Annotated in this window: 23 protein-coding genes; 6 read left to right on the top strand and 17 right to left on the bottom strand. The window is 73.1% G+C overall.

Features of this window, described 5'->3' with window-relative positions; all coding sequences use genetic code 11:
* Nucleotides 1-129 precede the first annotated feature (129 nt).
* The 13 genes from metK to pyrR form a co-directional block, all read right to left on the bottom strand.
* Entirely contained in the window at nt 130-1323 is a 1194-nt protein-coding gene (metK, locus tag ABD140_RS18625; RefSeq protein WP_344242130.1) for a methionine adenosyltransferase, read from the bottom strand.
* Between the two features lie 300 nt (nt 1324-1623).
* Nucleotides 1624-2826, bottom strand: coding sequence for a bifunctional phosphopantothenoylcysteine decarboxylase/phosphopantothenate--cysteine ligase CoaBC (gene coaBC / locus ABD140_RS18620; RefSeq protein WP_344242129.1), 1203 nt, complete (start codon nt 2824-2826; stop codon nt 1624-1626).
* A gap of 11 nt (nt 2827-2837) precedes the next feature.
* Nucleotides 2838-3092 (bottom strand): DNA-directed RNA polymerase subunit omega, encoded by a 255-nt coding sequence (rpoZ, locus tag ABD140_RS18615; RefSeq protein ID WP_344242128.1) that lies wholly within the window; start codon nt 3090-3092, stop codon nt 2838-2840.
* Between the two features lie 29 nt (nt 3093-3121).
* Complete coding sequence (gmk, locus tag ABD140_RS18610) at nt 3122-3727, bottom strand: guanylate kinase (RefSeq protein ID WP_344242127.1); 606 nt, start codon at nt 3725-3727, stop codon at nt 3122-3124.
* 83 nt (nt 3728-3810) lie between these two features.
* Nucleotides 3811-4131 (bottom strand): integration host factor, actinobacterial type, encoded by a 321-nt coding sequence (gene mihF, locus ABD140_RS18605; RefSeq protein WP_344242126.1) that lies wholly within the window; start codon nt 4129-4131, stop codon nt 3811-3813.
* A gap of 185 nt (nt 4132-4316) precedes the next feature.
* A complete protein-coding gene (gene pyrF, locus ABD140_RS18600) occupies nt 4317-5009 on the bottom strand; it encodes an orotidine-5'-phosphate decarboxylase (RefSeq protein WP_344242125.1) in 693 nt (230 codons plus the stop codon).
* Entirely contained in the window at nt 5006-6001 is a 996-nt protein-coding gene (locus ABD140_RS18595) for a dihydroorotate dehydrogenase (protein ID WP_344242187.1), read from the bottom strand. Before ABD140_RS18595 ends, pyrF begins: the two co-directional genes overlap by 4 nt.
* Nucleotides 6002-6083: 82 nt before the next feature.
* Entirely contained in the window at nt 6084-6974 is an 891-nt protein-coding gene (locus ABD140_RS18590; RefSeq protein WP_344242186.1) for an iron-sulfur cluster-binding protein, read from the bottom strand.
* 26 nt (nt 6975-7000) lie between these two features.
* The gene (gene carB / locus ABD140_RS18585) at nt 7001-10312 is read right to left on the bottom strand and encodes a carbamoyl-phosphate synthase large subunit (protein ID WP_344242124.1); all 3312 of its coding nucleotides are present in this window, start codon (nt 10310-10312) and stop codon (nt 7001-7003) included.
* Nucleotides 10312-11442: a glutamine-hydrolyzing carbamoyl-phosphate synthase small subunit gene (gene carA, locus ABD140_RS18580; protein ID WP_344242123.1), complete on the bottom strand. Its 1131-nt coding sequence runs from the start codon at nt 11440-11442 to the stop codon at nt 10312-10314. The genes carB and carA overlap by 1 nt, the downstream gene beginning before the upstream one ends.
* The gene (locus ABD140_RS18575; protein WP_344242122.1) at nt 11439-12743 is read right to left on the bottom strand and encodes a dihydroorotase; all 1305 of its coding nucleotides are present in this window, start codon (nt 12741-12743) and stop codon (nt 11439-11441) included. Before ABD140_RS18575 ends, carA begins: the two co-directional genes overlap by 4 nt.
* A gap of 20 nt (nt 12744-12763) precedes the next feature.
* A complete protein-coding gene (locus tag ABD140_RS18570) occupies nt 12764-13699 on the bottom strand; it encodes an aspartate carbamoyltransferase catalytic subunit (RefSeq protein ID WP_344242121.1) in 936 nt (311 codons plus the stop codon).
* Nucleotides 13696-14283 carry a bifunctional pyr operon transcriptional regulator/uracil phosphoribosyltransferase PyrR gene (gene pyrR, locus ABD140_RS18565; RefSeq protein ID WP_344242120.1) on the bottom strand — a complete coding sequence of 196 codons (588 nt, stop codon included), beginning with the start codon at nt 14281-14283 and terminating at the stop codon, nt 13696-13698. Before pyrR ends, ABD140_RS18570 begins: the two co-directional genes overlap by 4 nt.
* 365 nt (nt 14284-14648) lie before the next feature.
* Here pyrR and bldD point away from each other — a divergent pair, with 365 nt between their 5' ends.
* Nucleotides 14649-15143 (top strand): transcriptional regulator BldD, encoded by a 495-nt coding sequence (bldD, locus tag ABD140_RS18560; RefSeq protein ID WP_106398443.1) that lies wholly within the window; start codon nt 14649-14651, stop codon nt 15141-15143.
* A 99-nt stretch (nt 15144-15242) separates the two neighbouring features.
* On the opposite strand, the gene ABD140_RS18555 is transcribed toward bldD, so the two are convergent.
* The 3 genes from ABD140_RS18555 to ABD140_RS18545 all read right to left on the bottom strand — a co-directional run bounded on the left by ABD140_RS18555 (nt 15243) and on the right by ABD140_RS18545 (nt 17910).
* Nucleotides 15243-16625 carry an MFS transporter gene (locus ABD140_RS18555; protein WP_344242119.1) on the bottom strand — a complete coding sequence of 461 codons (1383 nt, stop codon included), beginning with the start codon at nt 16623-16625 and terminating at the stop codon, nt 15243-15245.
* A gap of 114 nt (nt 16626-16739) precedes the next feature.
* Complete coding sequence (locus ABD140_RS18550; RefSeq protein ID WP_344242118.1) at nt 16740-17285, bottom strand: hypothetical protein; 546 nt, start codon at nt 17283-17285, stop codon at nt 16740-16742.
* Nucleotides 17278-17910 carry a hypothetical protein gene (locus ABD140_RS18545; RefSeq protein WP_344242117.1) on the bottom strand — a complete coding sequence of 211 codons (633 nt, stop codon included), beginning with the start codon at nt 17908-17910 and terminating at the stop codon, nt 17278-17280. The genes ABD140_RS18550 and ABD140_RS18545 overlap by 8 nt, the downstream gene beginning before the upstream one ends.
* A gap of 178 nt (nt 17911-18088) precedes the next feature.
* On the opposite strand from ABD140_RS18545, the gene ABD140_RS18540 reads away from it, so the two are divergent.
* The 4 genes from ABD140_RS18540 (at nt 18089) to ABD140_RS18525 (ending at nt 22416) form a co-directional block, all read left to right on the top strand.
* Nucleotides 18089-19201 (top strand): sensor histidine kinase, encoded by a 1113-nt coding sequence (locus ABD140_RS18540; RefSeq protein WP_344242116.1) that lies wholly within the window; start codon nt 18089-18091, stop codon nt 19199-19201.
* Nucleotides 19198-19881 (top strand): response regulator, encoded by a 684-nt coding sequence (locus tag ABD140_RS18535; RefSeq protein ID WP_344242115.1) that lies wholly within the window; start codon nt 19198-19200, stop codon nt 19879-19881. Before ABD140_RS18540 ends, ABD140_RS18535 begins: the two co-directional genes overlap by 4 nt.
* 207 nt (nt 19882-20088) lie before the next feature.
* Nucleotides 20089-21273: an FAD-dependent oxidoreductase gene (locus ABD140_RS18530; RefSeq protein WP_344242114.1), complete on the top strand. Its 1185-nt coding sequence runs from the start codon at nt 20089-20091 to the stop codon at nt 21271-21273.
* A 147-nt stretch (nt 21274-21420) separates the two neighbouring features.
* Nucleotides 21421-22416 (top strand): zinc-binding alcohol dehydrogenase family protein, encoded by a 996-nt coding sequence (locus tag ABD140_RS18525; RefSeq protein ID WP_344242113.1) that lies wholly within the window; start codon nt 21421-21423, stop codon nt 22414-22416.
* A gap of 66 nt (nt 22417-22482) precedes the next feature.
* On the opposite strand, the gene ABD140_RS18520 is transcribed toward ABD140_RS18525, so the two are convergent.
* The gene (locus ABD140_RS18520; RefSeq protein WP_344242112.1) at nt 22483-23274 is read right to left on the bottom strand and encodes an alpha/beta fold hydrolase; all 792 of its coding nucleotides are present in this window, start codon (nt 23272-23274) and stop codon (nt 22483-22485) included.
* A 397-nt stretch (nt 23275-23671) separates the two neighbouring features.
* Here ABD140_RS18520 and ABD140_RS18515 point away from each other — a divergent pair, with 397 nt between their 5' ends.
* Complete coding sequence (locus tag ABD140_RS18515) at nt 23672-24241, top strand: putative immunity protein (protein ID WP_344242111.1); 570 nt, start codon at nt 23672-23674, stop codon at nt 24239-24241.
* The last annotated feature ends 334 nt before the right edge of the window (nt 24242-24575 follow it).

Raw genomic sequence — 24575 nt, 5'->3', positions numbered from 1 at the left:
ACCGGTGCGCGCCGGTCGCGGGCGGCGTGACGTCAGAGGGCGTCGTGTCCGCGGGCGGTCGTGTCCGGTTCCCCGACATGGGCGACGGCCCGCTCCCGGAGGGGCGGGCCGTCGTGGAGTGCGGGGCGGTTACAGGCCGGCGGCGGCGCGGAGGGCGTCGGCGCGGTCGGTGCGCTCCCAGGAGAAGTCGGGGAGTTCGCGGCCGAAGTGGCCGTAGGCGGCGGTCTGGGAGTAGATGGGGCGCAGGAGGTCGAGGTCGCGGACGATCGCGGCGGGGCGGAGGTCGAAGACCTCCAGGACCGCCTGCTGGAGCTTCTCGATGGCGACCTTCTCGGTGCCGAAGCCCTCGACGAAGACGCCGACGGGCTGGGCCTTGCCGATGGCGTAGGCGACCTGGACCTCGGCGCGGTCGGCGAGGCCGGCGGCGACGATGTTCTTGGCGACCCAGCGCATGGCGTAGGCGGCGGAGCGGTCGACCTTGGACGGGTCCTTGCCGGAGAAGGCGCCGCCGCCGTGGCGGGCGTAGCCGCCGTAGGTGTCGACGATGATCTTGCGGCCGGTCAGGCCGGCGTCGCCCATCGGGCCGCCGATCTCGAAGCGGCCGGTGGGGTTGACCAGCAGCCGGTAGCCGTCGGTGTCGAGGTCGAACTCGGCGAGCACCGGGTCGACGACGAGCTCCTTGATGTCGGGGGTCAGCAGCTCCTTGAGGGAGATGTCGGGAGCGTGCTGGGAGGAGACCACGACGGTGTCCAGGCGCACGGCCTTGGCGCCGTCGTACTCGATGGTGACCTGGGTCTTGCCGTCGGGGCGCAGGTAGGCGACCTGGCCCTCCTTGCGGACCTGGGACAGGCGCTGGGCGAGGCGGTGCGCGATGGTGATCGGCAGCGGCATGAGCTGCGCGGTCTCGTTGGTGGCGTAGCCGAACATCAGGCCCTGGTCGCCGGCGCCCTGGCGGTCGAGGTCGTCGCCGGCCTGCTCCTCGCGCGACTCGTAGGCGTCGTCGACGCCCTGGGCGATGTCGGGCGACTGGGCGCCGATGGAGACCGACACGCCGCAGGAGTGCCCGTCGAAGCCCTTGGCCGACGAGTCGTAGCCGATCTCGAGGATCTTCTCGCGGATCACGCCGGGGATGTCCACGTAGGTCTCGGTGGTGACCTCGCCGGCCACGTGCACCTGGCCGGTGGTGATCATGGTCTCGACGGCGACCCGGCTCTTCGGGTCGTCCTTGAGCATGGAATCGAGGATCGCGTCACTGATCTGGTCAGCGATCTTGTCCGGGTGGCCCTCGGTGACCGACTCAGAGGTGAAGAGGCGACGGGACACTACGTGAACTCCTTGCAGCGGCTGCTGACTCACCAGTAGCAGTTGGTTGGCGGTGCTCCGGGCGGACCGTCACGGAAGGTCGCCCGGACCGAAGGGCAGTCTAGTCACATGCCGCGTGATCGGCATGGTGCAGGCCGGGGAACAGCCGACCGCAGCGAAGCGAGGATGGGCTGTTCCCTCCTCGGGGGTCTGGGGGTCGCCCCCCGGAAAAACAGGCCGACTGCAGCGAAGCGAGGATCGGCTGTTCCCCCCTCGGGGGCTGGGGGTCGCCCCCCGGAAAAACAGGCCCCCCTGGGGGGCTCAGGTGAGGAGGGAGGTGATCTCGTCCCAGACGACGGAGGCGAGTGCCTCCTTGGTGCCGCGGGGGATCTCGCGTTCGCGGCCGGAGGCGGACAGGACCACGCCGGCGTTGTCGGGCGCGCCGAAGGTGAGGTCCTCGCCCACCTGGTTGACCACGAGCAGGTCGCAGCCCTTGCGCGCCAGCTTGGCGCGGCCGTGCGCCAGGACGTCGTCGGTCTCGGCGGCGAAGCCCGCGATGACCTGTCCCGGCGCGCGCCTGCCGACGAGCTCGGCGAGGATGTCGGGGTTCTGCACCAGCTCGATCCGCGGGACGTCGTCGGCGTCCTTCTTCTTGATCTTCGACGTGGCGGACGTCACGGGGCGGAAGTCGGCGACGGCCGCCGCCATCACGACCGCGTCGGCCGACGCCGCGGCCTTCAGGACGGCCTCACGCATCTCCAGCGCCGAGCCGACGCGCTCGACGCGCACGCCGGCCGGGTCGGGCAGGGCGGTGTTGGCCGCCACGAGCACGACCTCGGCGCCGCGGGCCGCGGCGACCTTGGCCAGGGCGTACCCCTGGATCCCGGACGAGCGGTTGCCGATGAAGCGCACCGGGTCGATGGGCTCGCGGGTGCCGCCGGCCGAGACGACGACGCGCCGTCCGGCGAGGTCCCGCGGCGCGCCGGCCAGCGCGCGCAGCGCCACCTCGAACAGCTCGGCCGCGTCCGGCAGCCGCCCGGGCCCGGTGTCCTTGCCGGTCAGCCGCCCGGAGGCGGGCTCGACGACGATGTTCCCGCGTTCGCGCAGCGTCGCCACGTTGGCGCGGGTGGCGGGGTGCTCCCACATCTCGGTGTGCATGGCGGGCGCGAACACCACCGGACATCGCGCGGTGAGCAGGGTGTTGGTCAGCAGGTCGTCGGCCAGGCCGTGCGCGGCCCGCGCCAGGAGGTCGGCGGTGGCGGGCGCGACGAACACGAGGTCGGCCTGCTGGCCGATGCGCACGTGCGGCACGTCCGCGACGCCCTCCCAGACGGAGGTGGCCACGGGCTGCCCGGACAGCGCCGCCCACGTCGGCTCGCCGACGAAGCGCAGCGCGTCCGCGGTGGGCACGACCCTGACGGAGTGCCCGGACTCGGTGAGGCGCCGCAGCAGCTCGCACACCTTGTAGGAGGCGATCCCGGCGCCGACGCCCAGGACGACCCGGGGCTTGCCCTGCTCGGCCACGGCGGGCTGGCTCAGGCTTCGACGGGTTCGGTGTGCAGGAGCCCCTCGCGCACCTCGCGCAGCGCGATGGACAGGGGCTTCTCCTGGACCTGGGTCTCCACCAGCGGCCCGACGTACTCCAGCAGGCCCTCGCCGAGCTGGGCGTAGTAGGCGTTGATCTGCCGGGCCCGCTTGGCCGCGATGCTCACCAGGCCGTACTTGGTGTCGACGACCTCCAGGAGCTCGTCGATCGACGGGTTGGTGATGCCTTCGCTGTTGGCTGCCACTCTGACGCCTTTCGTGTTCCCGGAAGTGCTCAATGGTCAGCCATCAAGGCTAGCAGCTCGTCGCAGACGCCCTGGACGGAGTGGTTGACCAGAGTGAGGTCGAATTCCTTCTCGGCGGCGAGCTCGACGCGGGCCGCCTCCAGCCGGCGCTCGATCACGTCCGGCGGCTCGGTGCCGCGGCCGGTGAGGCGGCGCACCAGCTCGTCCCAGCTGGGCGGGGCGAGGAAGACCAGCAGCGACTCGGGCATCGTCTCGCGCACCTGGCGGGCGCCCTGGAGGTCGATCTCCAGCAGGGTGGGCACGCCGGCGGCCAGCCGCTCCTCGACGGGGCGGCGCGGGGTGCCGTAGCGGTTGCCCGCGAACTCGGCCCACTCCAGCAGCTCGCCGGAGGCCACGAGGCGGTCGAAGCCCGCGTCGTCGGTGAAGTGGTACTGCACCCCGTCCCTCTCCCCCGGCCTGGGCCTGCGGGTGGTCACCGAGACCGAGAGCCATACCTGGGGGTGGCTCTCGCGGAGCCGGGCGACGACGGTGCTCTTGCCGACGCCGGAGGGCCCGGAGAGGACCGTCAGCCGGCGGGCCTGGCCCGGCGGGGTCGCGGGGGCCGCGGAGGAGGCCGCGGATTCAGTGGTGTCCATCGCGGTTCAGGTCTATCACGGTGGAGCACCCTGCCGGGTCAGGACCTCGTGCCCGACCCGGCGGGAGGACGGAGCCCGCTGGTCTAGCGGGCGCCGCCGAACTCGCGCTCCAAGGAGGCGCGCTGGTTGGCGCCCAGGCCCCGCACCCGGCGGGACTCGGCGATGCCCAGACGCTCCATGATCTGCTTGGCACGGACCTTGCCCACGCCGGGAAGCGATTCCAGCAGAGCCGAGACCTTCATCTTTCCGACGATGTCATCGGCCTGTCCCGCTTTGAGGACCTCGGAGAGGGAGATTCCCCCGTGCTTGAGCTTGTTCTTGACCTCAGCGCGCTCACGGCGGGCCAGTGCGGCCTTTTCCAGGGCCGCGGCACGCTGTTCGGGGGTAAGGGGCGGAAGAGCCACGCCGGTCACCTCGCGTTTTCCACTCGACGGAGTCGGACGCCCCGGAAACTAGCGACTTACCCCCCGATAAAGCAACGTGATCGGCAGTTTATCCCGCCAGAAATTCACGAAATTCTCTATCCGTAATCAAGTGGCCACGCTCCGTCGAGCACGGAGGCTCTCCGGCGCGGCTGCCTGGTCTTTCTTCAGCCCGTCCCGCGCAGGCTCGCGGCGAGCTCCGCGGCGGCCGCGGCGGGGTCCGCCGCGCGGGTCACGGGGCGGCCGACCACGAGCAGATCGGCGCCCGCGGCGAGCGCCTCGCGGGGGGAGGCGACGCGCGTCTGGTCGTCTCCGGCGGCGCCGGGCGGGCGCACCCCGGGGGTGATGAGCTCGACGCCGGGGCCGACCTCGGCGCGGATCGCGGCGACCTCCCGGGGCGAGCAGACCAGGGCGCGCGCGCCGGCGCCCACGGCCAGCGCGGCGAGCCTGCGCGCGGCGTCCAGGGCGGGCCCGGCCAGGCCGATGTCCGCCAGGTCGCCCTCGCCCAGCGAGGTGAGCACGGTGACCGCTGTGATCTTCGTCTCGGGCGCGGCGGCCACGGCCGCCTTGATCATGTCGGTGCCGCCGGAGGCGTGCACCGTCAGGTAGTGCGGGGCGAGCCCGGCCACGGCCGCGGCGGCGGCGCCGACGGTGGCCGGGATGTCGTGCAGCTTCAGGTCGAGGAAGACCCGCTCGGCGCCCGCGGCGCGCACCCGCGCCACGGCCTCGGGCCCGTACCGCAGGTACAGCCCCAGGCCCACCTTGAGGGTGCTGACGTGCGGGCCCACCTGCCCGGTCCAGCGGGCGGCGACGGCCAGGTCGTCGGTGTCCAGCGCGATCGCGACGGGCGCGGGGGTCATCTCAGCTCCTTGATCGGTTCCTGCGGCCCGAGCACGATCTGCGGGGGCAGCGCGGCGGTGGCGCGGTGGGCCAGTCCGACGGCGTCGGCCAGGCGGGTGATGCCGTGGGCGGCCAGTGCCTCCTCCAGCTCCCTCGTGATCCGCTGGGGGGCCGTGGGGTCGTGCAGGAGGGTGGTGCCCACCGAGACGGCGCAGGCGCCCGCCACGACGAATTCCAGGGCGTCGCGCCCGGTGGCCACGCCTCCGCCGCCGACGATCGGCATTTCCGGCAGCGCGGCGTGCACCTGGTAGACGCAGCGCAGCGCGACGGGCCGCAGGGCGGGTCCGGAAAGGCCGCCCGAGACGCCGGTGAGGGCGGGGCGCAATGTGTTCTGGTCAATGGCCAGGCCGGACATCGTGTTGATGAGGGAGAGGCCGGTCGTGCCCGCATCCGCACATGCCAGGGCAATTGTGGCGATATCGGTTACATCTGGCGAAAGCTTCGTCAATACCGGTGTATCCCGATGAATTGCACCGCGCACCACGCGGACCACCTCCGCCGCGGCGGAAGGAGAGGCCGCGAACATGCGTCCCCGGTCCTCGGCGTTGGGGCACGCCACGTTCACCTCGACCGCGGCGATGGCCGACGCCTGCGGGGACTCCGCCAGCCGCCGCGCCACCTCCCAGAACTCCCCCAGGGTGTTGCCGCCGACCGAGACGACCACCCGGGCGTCCTGCTCGGCGAGCCACGGCAGGTCGCGGGCGAGGAAGGCGTCGACGCCCGGTCCGGGCAGGCCCATGGCGTTCAGCACCCCGCTGGGCGTCTCGGCCAGGCGCGGGGTGGGCCGGCCCGCCCGCGGCTGCAGCATCACCGAGCAGGTGATGAAGGCGCCGAGCCGCGCCAGATCGGTGAACTGCGCCAGCTCCCGGCCGGTGCCCCCGCATCCGGAGGCGGTCAGCACCGGGTTGGCCAGGGTGACGGCGCCGATCCGCGTGCTCAGGTCCAAGGAGATCCTCCGTCACGTGCGCGGGTGGCCCCGCTGATGGCTCCGCCCCGTGGCCGCGCCGCCGGGGGAAGGGACTCGGCACGGCGGGTCACGGGGCCGCCTCCAGGGGCGCCTGCGGGGCCCGGGGGCCGCCGAGGGCGTCCAGCGGGATGGTCCCGAGGTCGGACCACCGCACGCGCTCTCCGCGCAGCACAGGCCCCTCGGTGCACGCGCGCACCATGCGGGTGTGCCCGTCGTCGCCGATCAGCGGCAGCACGCACGACAGGCAGGTGCCGATCCCGCAGGCCGCGGTGTCGGCCAGCCACTCCCCCACGCTCACCTGGCAGGGGATGCCCAGGGCCGCGGAGACCGAGGCGACCGAGCCCAGCAGCGCGGTGGGCCCGGCGGCGTAGACCACGTCGGCGGACGTCTCCTCGATGACGCGCGGCAGCACGTCCGGGATGGTCCCCGTCACGCCCAGCGAGCCGTCGCGGGTCACCACGGTGGCGCTCTCGCCGATGCGCTGGGCGCTGCGGGCGCCGAAGACCTCGTGGGCGCGCGGCGCGCCGAGCACGAAGTGCACCTGGCAGTCGCGCCTGCGCAGCGCGTCGGCCAGGGAGAACAATCCCGACGAGCCGTGCGCGCCGCCCACCAGCAGGCAGGACGCCGGGTCGCGGGGCAGCGGGAACGGCCGTCCCAGCGGCCCGAGGACGTCCAGGGAGTCCCGGGAGCGCCGCGAGGCCAGCCACTCGGCGCCGGGGTCGCCCGCTTCGAAGACGAACTCCACCGTGCCGCCGTAGTCGGACTTGACCTCGTAGACGGGGAAGCAGCGGCGGGCCAGGAGCGAGGTGTGCTCCCCGCCCACCGCGACGGCCAGGAACTGGCCGGGGCGGAACCGCTCGGCGACCGCGGGGGCCACCAGGGTCATCGCGTGATAGGCCGCCACCTGCCGGACCGTGAGCACGGTGCCGGGTGACTGGACTGGTCCCTCGGCGGAGATGGCGGCCTACCTCTCTGTCGTTGTGCCTACCGGGCGTCCCGGTCGCCGCGCAGGCGCCGGGCGTGCTCCTGGAGCGAGCGCACCCCGATGTCGCCCCGGGTCACGGCCTCGATCCCCTGGACGGCCGCCGCGAGCCCCTGCACCGTGGTGACGCAGGGAACGCCGCGCACCACCGCCGCGGTGCGGATCTCGTAGCCGTCCAGCCGGGGCCCGGGCTGTCCGGGGCCACCGAACGGAGTATTGACGATGAGGTCCACTTCACCGTCGAGGACGCGCCGCACGATGGTCGGTTCGCCGTCGGGACCGGGGCCGTCGCTGTGCTTGCGCACCACCTTGGCATGAACGCCGTTGCGGCGCAGCACCTCGGCGGTGCCCGAGGTGGCCAGGATCTCGAAGCCCAGGTCGGCCAGCCGCTTCACCGGGAAGATCATGTGGCGCTTGTCGCGGTTGGCCACCGAGACGAAGATCCTGCCCTTGGTCGGCAGCGAGCCGTAGGCCGCGGCCTGCGACTTGGCGTAGGCGGTGCCGAAGACCTCGTCGATGCCCATGACCTCGCCGGTCGAGCGCATCTCCGGGCCCAGGACGGTGTCGACGCCCTGGCCCTGGGCGTTGCGGAAGCGGTTGAAGGGCAGCACCGCCTCCTTGACCGCGATCGGCGCGTCCAGCGGGAGCGTCCCGCCGTCGCCGGTGGCCGGGAGCAGGCCCTCGGCGCGCAGCTGCGCGATCGTGGCGCCCATCATGACCCGCGCGGCGGCCTTGGCCAGCGGCACCGCCGTGGCCTTGGACACGAACGGGACGGTGCGCGAGGCGCGCGGGTTGGCCTCCAGCACGTACAGGACGCCCGCGGACAGCGCGTACTGCACGTTCATCAGGCCCCGCACGCCGATGCCGCGCGCCAGGCGCAGCGTCGACTCGCGGATGCGCTTGATGTCCTCGCGGCCCAGCGTGATCGGCGGCAGCGCGCACGCCGAGTCGCCGGAGTGGATGCCGGCCTCCTCGATGTGCTCCATGACGCCGCCGAGGTAGAGCTCGGTGCCGTCGAAGAGGGCGTCCACGTCGATCTCGATCGCCTCGTCGAGGAAGCGGTCGACCAGCACCGGCCGGTCGTGGCCGACCTCGGTGGCGGTGGACATGTAGGCGACCAGGCCGCCGTCGTCGTAGACGATCTCCATGCCGCGCCCGCCCAGCACGTAGGAGGGGCGGACCAGGACCGGGTAGCCGATCTCGTTGGCGATCTTCACGGCCTCCTCGGCGGAGGTGGCGGTGCCGTGCTTGGGCGCGGGCAGCTCCGCGCGGGCCAGCACGTGGCCGAACGCGCCGCGGTCCTCGGCCAGGTGGATGCTCTCGGGGCTGGTACCCACGATCGGCACGCCCGCGTCCTTGAGCCGCTGCGCCAGGCCCAGCGGGGTCTGCCCGCCGAGCTGGACGATCACGCCCGCGACGACGCCGGTGCGCTGCTCGGCGTACACGACCTCCAGCACGTCCTCCAGGGTGAGCGGCTCGAAGTACAGCCGGTCGGAGGTGTCGTAGTCGGTGGAGACCGTCTCGGGGTTGCAGTTGACCATGACGGTCTCGTAGCCGGCCTCGGCCAGCGTGAAGGAGGCGTGGACGCAGGAGTAGTCGAACTCCACGCCCTGGCCGATCCGGTTGGGGCCCGAGCCCAGGATGAGGACCTTGGGCTTGGCGCCGATCGGGACCTCGGTCTCCTCGTCGTAGGAGGAGTACAGGTACGGGGTCTGGGCGGCGAACTCCGCGGCGCAGGTGTCCACGGTCAGGTAGACCGGCCGCACGCCCAGGGCGTGGCGCACCTCGCGGACGACCTCCTCCGACAGCGAGCGCAGCTGCCCGATCTGGGCGTCGGAGAACCCGTGCCGCTTGGCGGTCAGCAGCTTCTCGGCGGTCAGCGCGTCGTCGGAGAGGCGGATGTCGGCGGCGACCTCGTTGATGGCCACGATCTGGTCGAGGAACCACGGGTCGATGCCGGTGATCGAGTAGACCTGCTCGATGGTCGCGCCGGCCAGCAGTGCCTGCTGGACCTCGTGCAGCCGCCCGTCGTGCGGGACGCGGATGCGCTCGAGCAGCTCCTCCAGCGGCGGCGGGGCGGTGTCCCAGGAGAAGGAGGTGCCCTTCTGCTCCAGGGAGCGCAGCGCCTTCTGCAGCGCCTCGGGGAAGGAGCGGCCGATGGCCATGGCCTCGCCCACGGACTTCATGTGGGTGGTCAGGCGGGGGTCGGCGCCGGGGAACTTCTCGAACGCGAACCGCGGGACCTTGACCACGATGTAGTCGAGGGTCGGCTCGAACGAGGCCGGGGTGACCTTGGTGATGTCGTTGGGGATCTCGTCCAGGGTGTAGCCGACCGCCAGCTTGGCCGCGATCTTGGCGATCGGGAAGCCGGTGGCCTTGGAGGCCAGCGCCGAGGACCGCGAGACCCGCGGGTTCATCTCGATGACGATCATGCGCCCGGTGGAGGGGTGCACCGCGAACTGGATGTTGCAGCCGCCGGTGTCCACGCCGACCTTGCGGATGACGGCGATCGCCACGTCCCGCATGTGCTGGTACTCGCGGTCGGTGAGGGTGAGCGCCGGGGCGACGGTGATGGAGTCGCCGGTGTGCACGCCCATCGGGTCGAGGTTCTCGATGGAGCAGATGACCACGACGTTGTCGTTCTTGTCGCGCATCAGCTCCAGCTCGTACTCCTTCCAGCCGAGGATGGACTCCTCCAGGAGCACCTCGCTGGTCGGGGACGCGGCCAGGCCGGCGCCGGCGATCTGGCGCAGCTCGGCCTCGTCGTGGGCGAAGCCCGAGCCGAGGCCGCCCATGGTGAAGGACGGCCGGACCACGACCGGGTAGCCGAGCTGCTCGGTGGCGGCCAGCACCTCGTCCATGGTGTGGCAGATGACGCTGCGCGCGACCTCCGCGCCGATCTCCTCGACGATCCCCTTGAAGATCTCGCGGTTCTCGCCGCGCTGGATGGCGTCGAAGTTCGCGCCGATCAGCTCGACGTCGTAGCGCTCCAGCACGCCCGCCTCGTGCAGGGCGACGGCGCAGTTGAGCGCGGTCTGCCCGCCCAGGGTGGGCAGGAGCGCGTCGGGGCGCTCCTTGGCGATGATCTTCTCGACGACCTCGGGGGTGATCGGCTCGACGTAGGTGGCGTCGGCGAACTCCGGGTCGGTCATGATGGTGGCCGGGTTGCTGTTGACCAGCACGACCCGCAGGCCCTCGGCCTTGAGCACCCGGCACGCCTGGGTGCCGGAGTAGTCGAACTCGCAGGCCTGTCCGATGACGATCGGCCCGGAGCCGATGATGAGCACGGACTTCAGATCCTCGCGCCTGGGCATCAGGCACCTTCCCCGGTGTCGGTCGAACGGTGGTGCTGCATGAGGGCGCAGAACTGGTCGAACAGCATGGTGGAGTCATGCGGTCCGGCCGCGGCCTCGGGGTGGTACTGGACGGAGAAGGCGGGGCGGTCCAGCAGCCGCAGGCCCTCGACGCAGCCGTCGTTGAGGTTGACGTGCGAGACCTCGGCGCGGCCGAACGGCGTCTCGAACGGGCCGTCCAGGGGCGCGTCCACGGCGAACCCGTGGTTGTGCGCGGAGATCTCGACGCGGCCGGTGCGGCGGTCCTGCACCGGCTGGTTCACGCCGCGGTGGCCGAACCGCAGCTTGTAGGTGCCCAGGCCCAGGGCCCGGCCGAAGATCTGGTTGCCGAAGCAGATGCCGAAGGTCGGCCTGCCCGACGCCAGGACGCCGCGCATCGCGGCGACGGGGCCGTCGGCGGTGGCGGGGTCGCCGGGGCCGTTGGAGAAGAACACCCCGTCGGGGTTCAGGGCCAGGATCTGCTCGGCGGTCGCGGTGGCGGGCAGGACCGTCACCTCGCAGCCGCGCTCGGCCATCCGGTAGGGCGTCATCGCCTTGATGCCGAGGTCGACGGCGGCGACCCGGAAGCGGGTCTCGCCGCGGGCCGGGACGGTGTAGGGCTCCTTGGTCGCCACCTCGGCGGCGAGGTCCGAGCCGGCCATGCCGGGGCTGACCAGCACCCGCGACAGCAGGGCGCGCGGATCGGTCTCCACCGAGGAGATGCCGGCGCGCATCGCGCCGCGGTCGCGCAGGTGGCGGGTGAGCGCGCGGGTGCCGGGCATCGCGATGCCGACCACGCCGTGGTCCTTCAGCTCCTGGTCCAGGGAGCGCTGCGCGCGCCAGTTGGAGGCCACCCGGGCGGGCTGGCGCACCACGTAGCCGGCGACCTGGACGCGCCCGGACTCGGGGTCGAGGTCGTTGACGCCGGTGTTGCCGATGTGCGGCGCGGTCATCGCGACGATCTGGCGGTGGTAGGACGGGTCGGTGAGCGTCTCCTGGTAGCCGGTCATGCCGGTGTTGAAGACCACCTCACCGAAGGTCTCGCCTTCCGCGCCGAACGACTCGCCGCGGAACACGCGGCCGTCCTCCAGGACGAGTATGGCCTGGGTCATACGAGCTTTCCTTCCAGCACGGTGGGGCGGCCCCGCAGGAACGTGGCGACCACCCGTCCGGGCAGTTCGAGGCCGGTGTAAGGGGTGTTCCGGCTCTTGGAGGCGAAGGACGACGCGTCGACCTGCGCCCGGTACTCGGGGTCGTAGAGGGTGATGTTGGCCGGGGAGCCCGGCTCCAGCGGGCGGCCCTGCCCCTCCAGACGCCCGATCCCCGCGGGTCTCACCGACATGCGGTCGGCGACCTGGGCCCAGTCCAGCAGGCCGGTGTCGACCATGGCGGCCTGCACGACCGGCAGCGCCGTCTCCAGGCCGATCATGCCCATCGCGGCGTCGGCCCACTCGGTCTCCTTGTCCTCCACGGCGTGGGGGGCGTGGTCGGTGGCGACGCAGTCGATGGTGCCGTCGGCCAGCCCCGCGCGGACGGCGTCCACGTCGGCCTGGGTGCGCAGCGGCGGGTTGACCTTGTAGAGGGGGTCGTAGGAGCGCCCGGCCGGGGAGCGCTCGCAGCAGGCGTCGGTGAGGAAGAGGTGGTGCGGGGTCACCTCGGCGGTGACGTTCCAGCCCTTGCCCTTGGCCCAGCGGATCAGCTCGACCGACCCGGCGGTCGAGACGTGGCAGATGTGCAGGCGCGAGCCCACGTGCCCGGCGAGCAGGCAGTCGCGGGCGATGATCGCCTCCTCGGCGACGGCGGGCCAGCCGCGCAGGCCGAGCCGGTCGGAGACCTCGCCCTCGTTCATCTGGGCGCCCTCGGTGAGGCGGGGCTCCTGGGCGTGCTGGGCGACGACGCCGTCGAACGCCTTGACGTACTCCAGGGCCCGGCGCATGATCACCGCGTCGTCGACGCAGTGGCCGTCGTCGGAGAAGACCCGCACGTTCGCCGCGGAGTCGGCCATCGCGCCGAGCTCGGCGAGCTTCTTGCCCGCGATGCCCTCGGTGACCGCGCCGACCGGGTGGACGTCGCAGTAGCCGTGCTCGCGGCCCAGCCGCCACACCTGCTCCACGACGCCCGCGGTGTCGGCGACGGGCGTGGTGTTGGCCATGGCGTGGACCGCGGTGAACCCGCCCTTGGCGGCGGCCCGGGTGCCGGTGAGGACGGTCTCGTTGTCCTCGCGGCCCGGCTCGCGCAGGTGGGTGTGCAGGTCGACCAGGCCGGGCAGGGCGATCAGCCCGGCGGCGTCCACGACCTGGGCGCCCTCGGCCGCCAGGCCGGTGCCGACCTCGGCGATGCGGCCGTCGCGCACCAGGATGTCGCGGGGCTCGCCGCCCAGGATCCGGGCGTTCTGGATGAGAAAGGTGCTCACTGCGTCCTCTGGTTCTGTGCTCACTCGCCGGCCCCGATCGCGGGCTCTGATCCGCCCAGCAGCAGGTACAGGACGGCCATGCGCACGCTGACGCCGTTGCCGACCTGCTCGACGATGGTGGACCGGGTGGAGTCGGCCACCTCGGCGGCGATCTCCACACCCCGGTTCATCGGGCCGGGGTGCATGACGATGGCGTGTTCGGGGAGGTGCGCGTACCGGTCGGCCGACAGGCCGTAGCGGCGGCTGTACTCGCGGACCGTGGGGAAGTAGGCGGCGTTCATGCGCTCGCGCTGGACGCGCAGCATCATGACCGCGTCGCTCTTGGGCAGCGCGGCGTCCAGGTCGTAGGAGACGTGGCAGGGCCAGGAGTCCACCGAGACCGGCAGCAGCGTCGGCGGGGCGACCAGGGTGACCTCGGCGCCCAGCGTGGACAGCAGCAGCACGTTGGAGCGCGCCACCCGGCTGTGCACCACGTCGCCCACGATGGTGATCCGGCGTCCGGCCAGGTCGCCCAGGTGGCGGCGCATGGTGAAGGCGTCCAGGAGGGCCTGGGTGGGGTGCTCGTGGGTGCCGTCGCCGGCGTTGACCACGTTGCCGTTGACCCAGTCGGCCAGCCGGTAGGGGGCGCCCGAGGCGCCGTGGCGGATGACGACGCCGTCGGCGCCCATCGCCTCCAGGGTCAGGGCGGTGTCCTTGAGGGACTCGCCCTTGGAGACGCTGGAGCCCTTGGCGGAGAAGTTGATCACGTCCGCGGACAGGCGCTTGGCCGCGGCCTCGAAGGAGATGCGGGTGCGGGTGGAGTCCTCGAAGAAGAGGTTGACCACCGTGCGGCCGCGCAGCGTCGGCAGCTTCTTGACCGAGCGGCTGGAGACGCGCGCGAGTTCCTCGGCGGTGTCCAGGACCAGCAGCGCGTCGTCCAGGGAGAGGTCCGCCGCGGAGATCAGGTGGCGCTTCACTTGGTGTCGTCCCCCTTGGGGTCCTGCCTGGGGCCCAGCAGGACCGCGTCGCGTCCGTCCACGTCGCCGAGCAGGACCTTGACGGTCTCCTTCAGCGAGGTGGGCAGGTTCTTGCCGACGTAGTCGGCGCGGATCGGCAGCTCCCGGTGGCCGCGGTCGACCAGGACGGCGAGCTGGACGGCGCGGGGCCTGCCCAGGTCGTTGAGGGCGTCCAGGGCGGCGCGGATGGTGCGGCCGGAGAAGAGCACGTCGTCGACGAGGACCACGACCTTGTCGTCGATGCCGTCGCCGGGGAGCTCGGTGCGGCCGATGGCGCGGGCCGGCTTCATGCGCAGATCGTCGCGGTACATCGTCACGTCGAGCGATCCGCAGGGGATCTTCAGGCCCTCGACCTCTTCGAGGCGGCGGCACAGCATGCGGGCGAGGTTCACGCCCCGCGTCTGGACGCCGAGCAGGACGACGTCGGAGCCGCCCTTGGTGCGCTCGAGGATCTCGTGGGCGATGCGGGTGAGGGCCCGGCGGATCTCCGGGGCCTCCAGGACCGCCTTGTACTGCGGTCTCTCCTGATTTCGGGCAGCGCTCACCGCCGTCAACCTCCTTCCCCGCCTCACGGGACGGGCCTTAAAGGACGTGATTGCTTCTTTACGGTATCAGTCCCTTCCGCTGGGTCGACGCGCGCCCGCGGGGTTCATAAGAGCAGGTGAGAGGGGTCACACCCGGCCGCGAACGGGCCGGGAACGCCCTTGGGGGCGGGTCCGTTCTCCTTGCGGAGGGTCAACCTGCGGTGACAGGTTCGACCTGATTTTTCCGAACAGCTTGACCTTTGGCCGTCTCCGTTTTACCGTCACTGTCCGTAACCATACTCAGGGTGGTCATCCGATACCCTCGGAACCCCGGTCCGCCCTGATGACAACGTCCGTCGAGAAAATGAGCCTGGGGGGCCGCAAAGATGCCGTCTGAATACGCGAAGGCTCTGGGCGCGAGACTTCGCGCCATCCGCACCCAGCAGGGCCTGTCCCTGCACGGCGTGGAGGAGAAGTCCCGCGGCCGCTGGAAGGCCGTCGTCGTGGGTTCGTACGAGCGGGGCGACCGCGCCGTCACCGTTCAGAAGCTGAACGAGCTCGCCGAGTTCTACGGTGTGCCCGTCAACGAGTTGCTCCCCGGCGGCGCCGCGCCGAGCCCCCTGGGCCCGACGCCGAAGCTCGTCATCGACCTCGAGCGCCTCGCCCAGCTTCCGAAGGACAAGGCCGGCCCCCTCGCCCGCTACGCGGCGACGATCCAGTCCCAGCGCGGCGACTACAACGGGAAGGTCCTGTCGATCCGGCAGGAGGACCTGCGGTCGCTGGCAGTGATCTATGACAAGTCCCCGGCCGAGCTGACCGAGGAACTGATCAACTGGGGCGTGCTCGACCCGGAGGCGCGCCGCGCCGTCGAGAGCTTCTGAGCACCTCCCGAAGATCCCGCCCGGGTTCACGTGCGGCCCGGCCCCGTCCGACGGGGCCGGGCCCTCGCCTTTGCGGCACCGGTCCCGGGGGCGCCGGTCTCAGAACGTGGCGGGCGGGCCGTCGTGACGCTCCGTCGGCGGCTCGGCCGGAGCCGGGCGGCGGGGGGCCAGCAGCGCCACCGCCAGGATGGCCGCCGCCAGCGCGCCGCAGACGGCGAAGGCCAGGACGAACCCGGTGCGGCTCAGCGCGTAGGCGGCGACGAGGATCGCGGTCAGCTGGGTGCCCAGGCCCGCCCCGACCGTGCGCAGGAGGGTGTTGACGCCGGTGGCGGCGCCCGTCTGGGAGACGGGGACGGCCGCGACGACGAGGGTGGCCACCGCGGCGTAGGCCATGCCCAGGCCGGCGCCGCGCAGCACGTTGGGGAGCACGAGCTGCCACAGCTCGGTGTGCCACACGACCAGCATCCCGTAGCCGGCGGCGGTGAGGACGGCGCCGGCCGCCAGGACCGTGCGGGCGCCGAAACGGCGGTCGAGCCTGCCGTTGACCAGACCCATGAGCGTCATCGCGACGCCCGCGGGCAGCGCGACCATCGCGGTGTCGGTGGCGGTGCCGCCGAACCCGAAGCCCTCCTTCTCCGGCATCTGGATCAGCAGGGGGAAGAGCAGGCCCGCCGCCATCAGGCAGAAGCCCGCCAGCAGCGAGCCGAGGTTGGCCGTCCAGACGCCGCGTACGCGCATCAGCCGCAGGTCCACCAGCGGCGCGGGCACCCGGGCCTCGACGTACGCCCAGACCGCGGCGCCGACGGCGGCGCCCGCCAGCAGGCCCAGCACCGGGGCGGACGTCCAGCCCCACGCCGAGCCCTGGGTGAGCGCGGTGAGGGCGGCGGTGAGCCAGCCGCCGAAGAGCAGCGCCCCCCACCAGTCGACGCCCCGGCCGGGCTCCCCCGCGACCGGCGGCAGCACCCGCCGGGCCAGGAACGTTCCAGGCAGCAGGATCACCGCGGGCACCCAGATCAGCCACCGCCACCCGAGGTGGTCGATCACCGGCCCGGCGATCACCCACGACAGCACGCCGCCCAGCCCGAGCATCGCCGACATCAGCCCGATGGCCGAGGCCGAGCGCTCCGGCGGGTACCCCTTGCGGATGATCGTGTAGGCCAGCGGGAACACCCCGCTGCCCACCCCCGCCAGCACCCGCCCCGCCAGCAGCACCGGCAGGGTGCCCGCCACCGCCGAGACGACCTGTCCCGCGAAGCCGATCGCCAGCACCCACAGCAGCACCCGCCGCGCCCCGAGCAGGTCGCCCAGCCGTCCCGCCACCGGCGTCGCCACCGAGGCGCTCAGCACCATCCCGGTGACGCTCCACGCGGCGCCCGCCGGGCTCGTCCCCATCTCGGCCTGCAGATCGGGCAGCGCCGGCGTCATCACCGCCATCGGCAGCGAATACGCCATCGCTCCCAGGAACGCCAGCAGCGGCACCACCGGTCGCTCGCCTGCCCCAAATGACCCCATAGCCGGATCAGCCTGCCATAACGCCGACGGCCCGGAGGAACGTGGCGCCGGGGACGTCCGCCATGCCGCCGCGGGCGCACGGACTCAGCGGCTTCGACGCCGACGGCGGTAGTAGGCCGCCGTGACCACCGCGAGCAGCGGCCCCCAGGCCAGCAGCGGCAGGTAGCAGGCGGTCATCAGCCAGTAGCGGAGGCCGTCGGGGGATCCGACCGCGCCCATGTTGTCCGCATCGTTCCAGCTGAAAGCGCCGATGACCGTGATGAGGGTGACGAACACCGCGCCGAGGGACGCGGGGATCACCGCGGCCGGTACGGGAATCCTTCGGCCGCCCAGGAGCGGTGCCCACCGGGGGACCTCCTCGCCCCACCTGTGGACCAGGCCCAGGGTGAGCAGCCCGAGCGCCTCGGCGAGCAGGCTGAGTCCGATCAGGTAGGGGGTCGCCTCCCCGGGGAAGTTCTCCGGGCCGAGGACCTCATCGGTGAATCCGGAGTCCCAGCCCAGGGCGACGGCGATACGCCACAGTCCGGACGGCACCAGGGTCAGTGCGGCGGCGTGCGCCGCCAGGCGGACGGAACGGGAGACCTGCGGGGCGGCCGGCGCGGGCGTTCCGCGCGTCAGGAGGTCAGCCACGGCGGGTCGCCGCCTCGGGAGTCTTCGTGATCTCTGCGTGCACCACTTCGAAGCCGCCCTTGACCACGGTCGTGAACGGTGCGGGGGCCATGCACGTGCCGGCCTGCGGCCGCACGGGGTGACCGTTCTCGTCGACGTGCCCGGGGTCGACGTTCACCACGCCCCAGGAGAAGCCGAGCCGGTCCGGCTCGCCCCTGCCGCCCTGCTGGACGCTGATGCCCAGCCTGGCTCCCGCCTCTTCGATGTTCGATTTCGTCACGACCGCGGTCAGGGTCGCCGTCCGCCCACTGGTCACCAGGCAGTCCACCTCGGCCTCCGCCCATCCCGTCGCTCCGGTCCGGGTGGTGTGGGAGAACTTCAGCGTGCCCCGGGCGTCTGTGGAAAGCCCCTTCGGAGCGTTGGGAAGCACCGGCCGGGTGAACGGCGTCTGTTCGGCATGGACGGTGAAGCGGATGTCGTCGTCGACCGACTCGATGTAGGAGATGCGCGCCTGCCCGTGGACGCTCGCGGTCTTCGCCGGCTTCTTCCACGCCGACGCGGCCGGGGTCGCGGGAGCCGGCCCGGCGGTGAGCAGGCCGGCGAGGACGGCGACGGCCGCCGTGGCACCGATTGCGGTGTTGCGCATGATGAACTCCTGTGTGGGGGAAGGGGGGTTCGCCGTGTTCGGCGGAACGGTTCAAGCTTCGCCCCGACGCCCCTTGTGATCCCATCCGCCGATCGGCACAAAGTTCGCGCCGTCGCCCGGCCCGCCTCTGCCGTTCGGCAGAGAGCCCCGCCGGACCGGCGCCCGTACGCTGATCCACATGTGGGAGTCAACCGGCCCGGCCGTCGACGCGTTCGCAGCTCTGCCGACGCTCGCGGCCGCGGGCGTGCTGGTGTGGGCCGTCGCCCGTCCCCGTGCCGCGGTCCGTCAGCGGCTCGGCCGCCTCGCCCGCCCGGCCACGGTCTGCGCGGTGCTCTCCCTGGTCACCGGCTTCACCCTGCCGGCCGCCGGTGCCCATGCCGGCTGGAAGCTGGCGGAGTCCTTCGTCCTCCTGCTCCTCCTGGCCGTGGTCACCCGCTGGTCACCGCCGCGCGCGCTCAGGTCGGCCCTTCCGGCGACCGCCCTCGCGGTGGTCCTCTGGCCCCTTCCGCTGGTGACGGGCGAATCCGTCCTGGAGGGCATCGGCATCGTCGCCTTCTGGCTGCTTCCCGTGGTCGCCGCGGTGGCCGCGGGCGCCTATCCCCGTCGCCAGGAGCTCCGCCGCCGCCATGCCGTGGCGGAGGCCCGCCGCGCCCAGCGGTTGCAGCTGTCGCGCGACCTGCACGACTTCGTCGCCCATGACATCAGCGGGATCGTCGTCCAGGCCCAGGCGGCCCGCTTCGTGGCCGCCACCGACCCCTCCCAGGCGATGCTCGCCCTGGAGCGCATCGAAAAGGCCGGACTGAGCGCCCTGGCCGCGATGGACCGGACCGTACAGATGCTGCACGGCCCGGAGGCCCATGCCACCGAGCCGCTCCCCGGCGTGTCCCGGCTGCCGTCCCTGGTGGTGGACTTCACCTCCGCGGGAGCCACCGAGGTGCATCTGGACATGCCTCCCCGGGCCGCGGAGGCGCTCTCCCGCGAGGCGGGCGCGGTCGCGTACCGCATCGTCGTCGAGGCGCTGACCAACATCCGACGGCACTCCCCCGACGCCCCCCGCGCCACCGTCGCGCTCACTCCCACGGCCACCGCCGTGGAGATCCGGGTCACCAACGAGTGCGGCGCCCGCCCCGCCGCGCCCCGCCGCCGCGCCTCCCGAGGCGGCCTCGGCCTCCCCGCCCTGGCCGAGCATGCCCAGGCACTCGGCGGAACCCTCTCGGCGGGTCCGTACGGCGACGGGGGCTGGCGGCTCACCGCCGTTCTGCCGACCGCGCTCCTGGAGGAGACCTCATGACGAAGCCCCCCGGCCCGACCCGTATCCTCATCGCCGACGACCAGGACGACGTCCGCAGCGGCTTCCGCCTGATCCTCGGCTCCCAGCCCGACATGACCGTGGTCGGCGAAGCCGCGGACGGCCTCACCGCCGTCCGCCTCGCCCGCACCCTGAACCCGGACGTGGTCCTCGCCGACATCCGCATGCCGGGCCTGGACGGACTCGAACTCACCCGACTCCTCACCGGCCCCGGTGTGCCCGACCCGATGCGCGTCCTCGTCGTCACCACCTTCGACCACGACGACTACGTGCGCACGGCACTGCGCGACGGCGCCTGCGGGTTCCTGCTCAAGCGCTCGGGCCCCGGGCTGCTGATCGAGGGCGTCAGGGCGGCGATGGCCGGGGACGTCCTCATCAGCCCCCAGATCACCGTCCGCCTGCTCCGAACCCTCGCCTCCGCCCCGGCGGCGTCCCCCGCCCCCTCGTCCCTCACCGCCCGGGAACGGGAGGTCGCCCGTCTGATCGCCGAGGGCCTCACCAACGCCGAGATCGGCGGGAGGCTCTTCATCTCGGCTGGCACCGTCAAGACCCACGTCGCGAACGTCCAGGCGAAGTTGAAGGCCCGCAACCGCGTGGGCATCGCCGCCTGGTCCTGGGAGAACGGCCTGGCCGGTCCCGCCCCGCGGGGGCCGGCCGGGTGACGCCGTCCTTCAGGCGACGGCCGGCGGACGTCGCGCGGCGTGGAGATCAGGGCGGCGCCGGTCGACGGCGCGCGCTTCCGCTCCCGTCCCGGAGAGGACGGCGCCCGCCGCCCGGAGCGTGAGGGATGTCACACGCCCGTCCGGCTTTACGGCACCGGCCACGAGTACTACACATCGTAGTACTACCGACTGTCGTGGAGGTGCGCGGTGCGGGTGCTGGTCGTGGGTGCGGGGATCGCCGGGCTGGCGGCGGCGCGGGGGCTGCTGGAGGCCGGCCACCGGGTGACGGTGCTGGAGCGGGCCGCCGCGCCGCGCACCGGGGGCGGGGCGATCAGCCTGCTGGGCACCGGCGTCCGCGTGCTGGCCGGGCTCGGCGCCGACCTGGGCGGGGCCGGCCACCGGCTGCGGAGCCTGGAGGCGCTCAGCGCCGCGGGACGGCCGGTACTGCGCCTGGACGCGCGCCGGCTGGCCGACCGGCTCGGCGGCGCCGTGCTGATGGTCCCCCGCGGCGTGCTCCTGGAGCGGCTCGCCCGGACGCTGCCGGACGGCACGGTGCGGTTCGGCGCCGAGTTCGCCACGCTGCGCTCCGGCGGCCGGGACGGCGACGGGCAGGTGGAGATCCAGACCCTCGACGGCGCCCACCACACCGCCGACCTGCTCATCGGCGCCGACGGCGCCCGCTCGGGGATCCGCGCGGCGCTCTTCGGCCGCGGCGCGCGCTCGGGTCGTGACGGCGCGCTCCGCGCCCGGGTCGCCAGCCACCAGGGGCTGGCCCGCCTGCCGCTGGACCTGCGGGACCGGTCCCTGATGTTCCTCGGCAGGCAGGGCCTCGTCGGGCTCACCCCGGCCGGGTACGGCCTCACCCAGTGGTTCTTCGACGTCCCGTGGCGGCCCGGCCCGGCCCGACCGGAGCCGCTGGCCCTCCTCCGGCAGCGGTACGGCCGCTGGGCGCCGCCGATCCCCGACGTCCTGGACGCGCTCGGCGAGCTGGAGGCCGTCGGCGAGGTGGAGCTGCGCCCCTACCCGCACCACCGCCTCCGCCCGCCGCACCGCTGGAGGCGCGGCCGCTGCGTCCTGCTCGGCGACGCCGCCCACGCCATGTCGCCCACCTTCGGGTTCGGCGCCAACCAGGCGCTGGAGGACGTCGCCGAACTCCTGCGGCGCCTGGCCCCGGGACGTCCCGTCCCGGGCGGAGCCCTCCGCGGCTACGCCCGCAGCCGCGGCTGGCGCGCCGCCCTCGCCGCGACGGCCGGCGGCCACGCCATCGCCCTCACCGGGCCCCAGACCCTCGTCCAGACCGAACCGGCACTGCGCCTGGCCTCCCTCGTCCCCGACCGCCTCGCCACCGCGGCGTTCGGACTGCTCACCGCGAGCATCACCGCCCGCGTCTGACGGCACTCGCCCTCAGCGGGGCCTTCCCAGAGCGCTCCGGAACAGAGAGGGTGGCCGGTGATCTTAGCGCGGCGCTCATGACCGTGAAGGGGGTCTTCGGGACGGTACGGACGGGGAAGGTGCCGGAAGGGGACGCGGGAGGCGGCGATGAGGGCGTGGAGCGTACGGCGGCCGGGTGCGATGGCCACCGGGCCGTTGGAACCGGTGGAACGGGCGGTGCCGCCGGCGGGGCCGGGCGAACTGCTGGTGAAGGTACGTGCCTGCGGGGTGTGCCGGACCGATCTGCACGTCGCCGAGGGTGACCTCCCGGTGCATCTGGCGGGGGTGACACCCGGGCACGAGGTCGTCGGGGAGGTCGTGGAGGCCGGAGAGGGAAGCCTGCACGAGCGCGGGGATCGGGTCGGTGTGGCCTGGCTGCGGAGCACGTGCGGGGCCTGCCGGTTCTGCCGGAGGGGCGCGGAGAACCTGTGCGAGCGCTCGTCCTACACGGGGTGGGACGCGCACGGCGGGTACGCCGAGTACGTCGTGGCCCCCGACGCCTACGTCTACGACCTGCCCGCGAACCGTTCGGACGTCGAGGTGGCGCCGCTGCTGTGCGCCGGGATCATCGGATACCGGTCGTTGCGGCGGGCCGAACTGCCGCCGGGCGGACGGCTCGGCATCTGGGGCTTCGGCGGATCCGCCCACCTCACCGCCCAGATCGCACTGGCCGAAGGGGCGGAGGTGTACGTGTTCACCCGCGCCCCGGCCGCGCGGAGGCTCGCCATGGAACTGGGCGCGGCCTGGGCGGGCGACTCCTTCGACCCCTCCCCCGAGCCCCTGGACTCGGCGATCCTGTTCGCGCCCGCGGGAGAGCTCGTACCCGCCGCACTGGAACGCCTGGACCGCGGCGGAACCCTGGCGATCGCCGGCATCCACCTCACCGACATCCCGCCACTGGACTACCAGCGCCACCTCTTCCAGGAACGCCAGGTCCGCTCGGTGACCGCGAACACCCGGGCCGACGGCGCCGAGTTCCTCCGCCTGGCCGCCCGGCTCCCCCTGGCCGTCGCCACCCGCCCCTACCCGTTCGCCGAAGCCGACCGGGCCCTCGCCGACCTGGCCGCCGACCGCGTCAACGGCGCCGCCGTCCTCGTCCTTTGACCCGTTCCGTCTAGAACCGTCCCGCTCCCGGCGGGCCGGTCTCATCGGATCGGGGCGCGGGGCGGGTCAGAGGGTGGTGAGGAAGTCCCTGACCGCGGTGGCGAAGCCCTCGGGGTCGGCGGTGTGGACGAAGTGGTCGGTGTCGAGTTCGGCGAGGCGGGTGCCGGGGCGGTCGGCGACGAGGCGGCGGCCCTCGTCGGGGGTGAAAACCTGGCTGTTGCGGCCGAGGACGAAGAGGGCGGGGCAGGTGCTCGCCGTCCAGTCGGCGCGGTGGTCGCCGCGGGTGGCGGACTCGGAGACGAGGGTGTCCTGGGGGTGGAAGGGGAGGCGCCATCCGCCGTCGGGGGTGGGACGGAGCTTGTCGCCGAACATCGCGGCCAGAGGGCCGATGTCCGCCAGCAGTTCCTCCTTGGTCGGGGCGGTGTAGGGCAGGCCCAGGACGAACGCCAGGGCGCTGGGGCCGTCGTCGAGGTCGCAGACCGGGCCCTCGACGTTGACGACCGCGCTGACGCGGCCGGGGTGGCGGGCGGCGAGCTGGTAGGCGGTGATGCCTCCGCCGGAGTGGCCGAGGACAGCGGCCTCCTCGATGCCCAGGTGGTCCAGCAGGGCGATCGCGTCGGCGACGTAGTCGTCGCGGGTGTAGGACGGCGCCCGGTCGGAGTCGCCATGGCCGCGCTGGTCGGGGGCGATGACCCGCCAGTGCGGCGCGAGCGCCTCGGCCAGCGCGCCCCAGGTCTCCCCCTCGTACAGGTGCCCGTGCAGAGCCAGCAGCGGTCGGCCGGCGCCGCCGAAGTCCAGGTAGGAAAGGCGGCGGCCGTCGATGGCGATCTCACGCCGGACCGGGGTGGCGTTGTTCATGGCAGAACCTCCGAGAGCTGGAGAGCGGGTGCGCTCCGTGGTGATCAGTACTCTGCTCGCCCCCGCTGACCGCCCGCGTACCAGCGGCTGACGACCGCGCACCGGCGGCTGTCAGCACCTTGTCTCCATCCGGAGTCCGCACCCTGCGGCCCCGCACCTCATCAGCTCACGGCGCGCGGCCTCCTCTTGTTCGCGGCCATGGTCCTGGGTGCGGCGGTCAGCGCCCTGGTCGCACCTGCGCCGGCCCCGGCGGATGAGGCATCCGACCACGAGCGCGTCCGGCATCCGACTCGCCCCTCGGCGACAGGGCTCAGCAGCGCTTTTAAGCTATGCCCTCATTGATCACGGCTTTCCGCATGAAAGTTCACACCGGAAGTTCAACGATACGGTTGAAATCATGGTGTCCCCCGAGGAGAAGGGCCGCGCTGTGGCGGACGGCTCCACGACGATCGCGCTCAGCCTGTCCGAGCTCCGTGAGGTCACCCGCTACGCGGTGGTCTGCGCACGGCCCGCATTGGCGATCTTCGAACGTGAACGTCCTGACGACCGGCGCGCACGGGACGCGGTCGATGCCGCGCAGGCGTTCGCCGACGGAGCCGAGCGGACCAAGGCGCTGCGCGACAGCGCATGGGCGGCCTGGCGAGCCGCCCAGGAGGCCCGCGACGCGGGACGGGACGCGGCGAGCGACGCCGCGCGCGCGGCCGTCGGCGCGGCCGGCGCGGCGTTCCTCCACCCGCTGGCGAAGGCCTCTCAGGTCAAGCACATCCTCGGTTCCGCCGCCCACGCCGCGCGGGCGTTCGAGCTCACCGCCGGAGGCGACCCCGCCACCGGAGCCGACCACATCGCGCAGACGCGGACTCTCGCGCGCCCCGTCGTGGTGGACGTCCTGAGGCGCTATCCGCTCGCCCCGCCCGGCGGCGGACGAGTCGGAGAACTGATCCGCCTGCTGGACGCCTCGCTGCGATGACCCCGCTGACACGCCGCTGGAAGCACTCCACCGACCGAAAGCCGCGACGCCCCGCGACCGAGCACTCCCCGGCGACGCGGCGGTAGACAGACGCTCCCAGAACGTGCAGCCGCAGACGGGCGCTTCCAGGCAGTGCAGCAGCGAACTCGTCCCGGCCGGGGCCTCGCCCCGTCCGAGCCCGCGCAGAGGATCTCGCGGCACGTCACACCGCCCACGCCCTCGGGTCACACCGCCCGCGCCCTCGGCGGGTGCCCCGGGCTTGATCTGCGCCGCCCGGACCGCGTGCCGCCGGGGTACCCCGGACCTGGTCCACACTGCGTGCCGTCGACGGTAC

Source organism: Actinocorallia libanotica, from assembly GCF_039525175.1.
Taxonomy (GTDB): Bacteria; Actinomycetota; Actinomycetes; order Streptosporangiales; family Streptosporangiaceae; genus Actinocorallia; species Actinocorallia libanotica.
This window is presented reverse-complemented; position numbering and strand designations above follow the sequence as displayed.

Bases quoted from the DNA above. Each gene is read 5' to 3' on its own strand.
- gmk (WP_344242127.1), bottom strand. From the start codon at position 3,727: ATGGACACCACTGAATCCGCGGCCTCCTCCGCGGCCCCCGCGACCCCG.
- pyrF (WP_344242125.1), bottom strand. From the start codon at position 5,009: ATGACCCCCGCGCCCGTCGCGATCGCGCTGGACACCGACGACCTGGCC.
- carB (WP_344242124.1), bottom strand. From the start codon at position 10,312: ATGCCCAGGCGCGAGGATCTGAAGTCCGTGCTCATCATCGGCTCCGGG.
- carA (WP_344242123.1), bottom strand. From the start codon at position 11,442: ATGACCCAGGCCATACTCGTCCTGGAGGACGGCCGCGTGTTCCGCGGC.
- bldD (WP_106398443.1), top strand. From the start codon at position 14,649: ATGCCGTCTGAATACGCGAAGGCTCTGGGCGCGAGACTTCGCGCCATC.
- ABD140_RS18545 (WP_344242117.1), bottom strand. From the start codon at position 17,910: ATGCGCAACACCGCAATCGGTGCCACGGCGGCCGTCGCCGTCCTCGCC.
- ABD140_RS18540 (WP_344242116.1), top strand. From the start codon at position 18,089: ATGTGGGAGTCAACCGGCCCGGCCGTCGACGCGTTCGCAGCTCTGCCG.
- ABD140_RS18535 (WP_344242115.1), top strand. From the start codon at position 19,198: ATGACGAAGCCCCCCGGCCCGACCCGTATCCTCATCGCCGACGACCAG.
- ABD140_RS18525 (WP_344242113.1), top strand. From the start codon at position 21,421: ATGAGGGCGTGGAGCGTACGGCGGCCGGGTGCGATGGCCACCGGGCCG.
- ABD140_RS18520 (WP_344242112.1), bottom strand. From the start codon at position 23,274: ATGAACAACGCCACCCCGGTCCGGCGTGAGATCGCCATCGACGGCCGC.
- ABD140_RS18515 (WP_344242111.1), top strand. From the start codon at position 23,672: ATGGTGTCCCCCGAGGAGAAGGGCCGCGCTGTGGCGGACGGCTCCACG.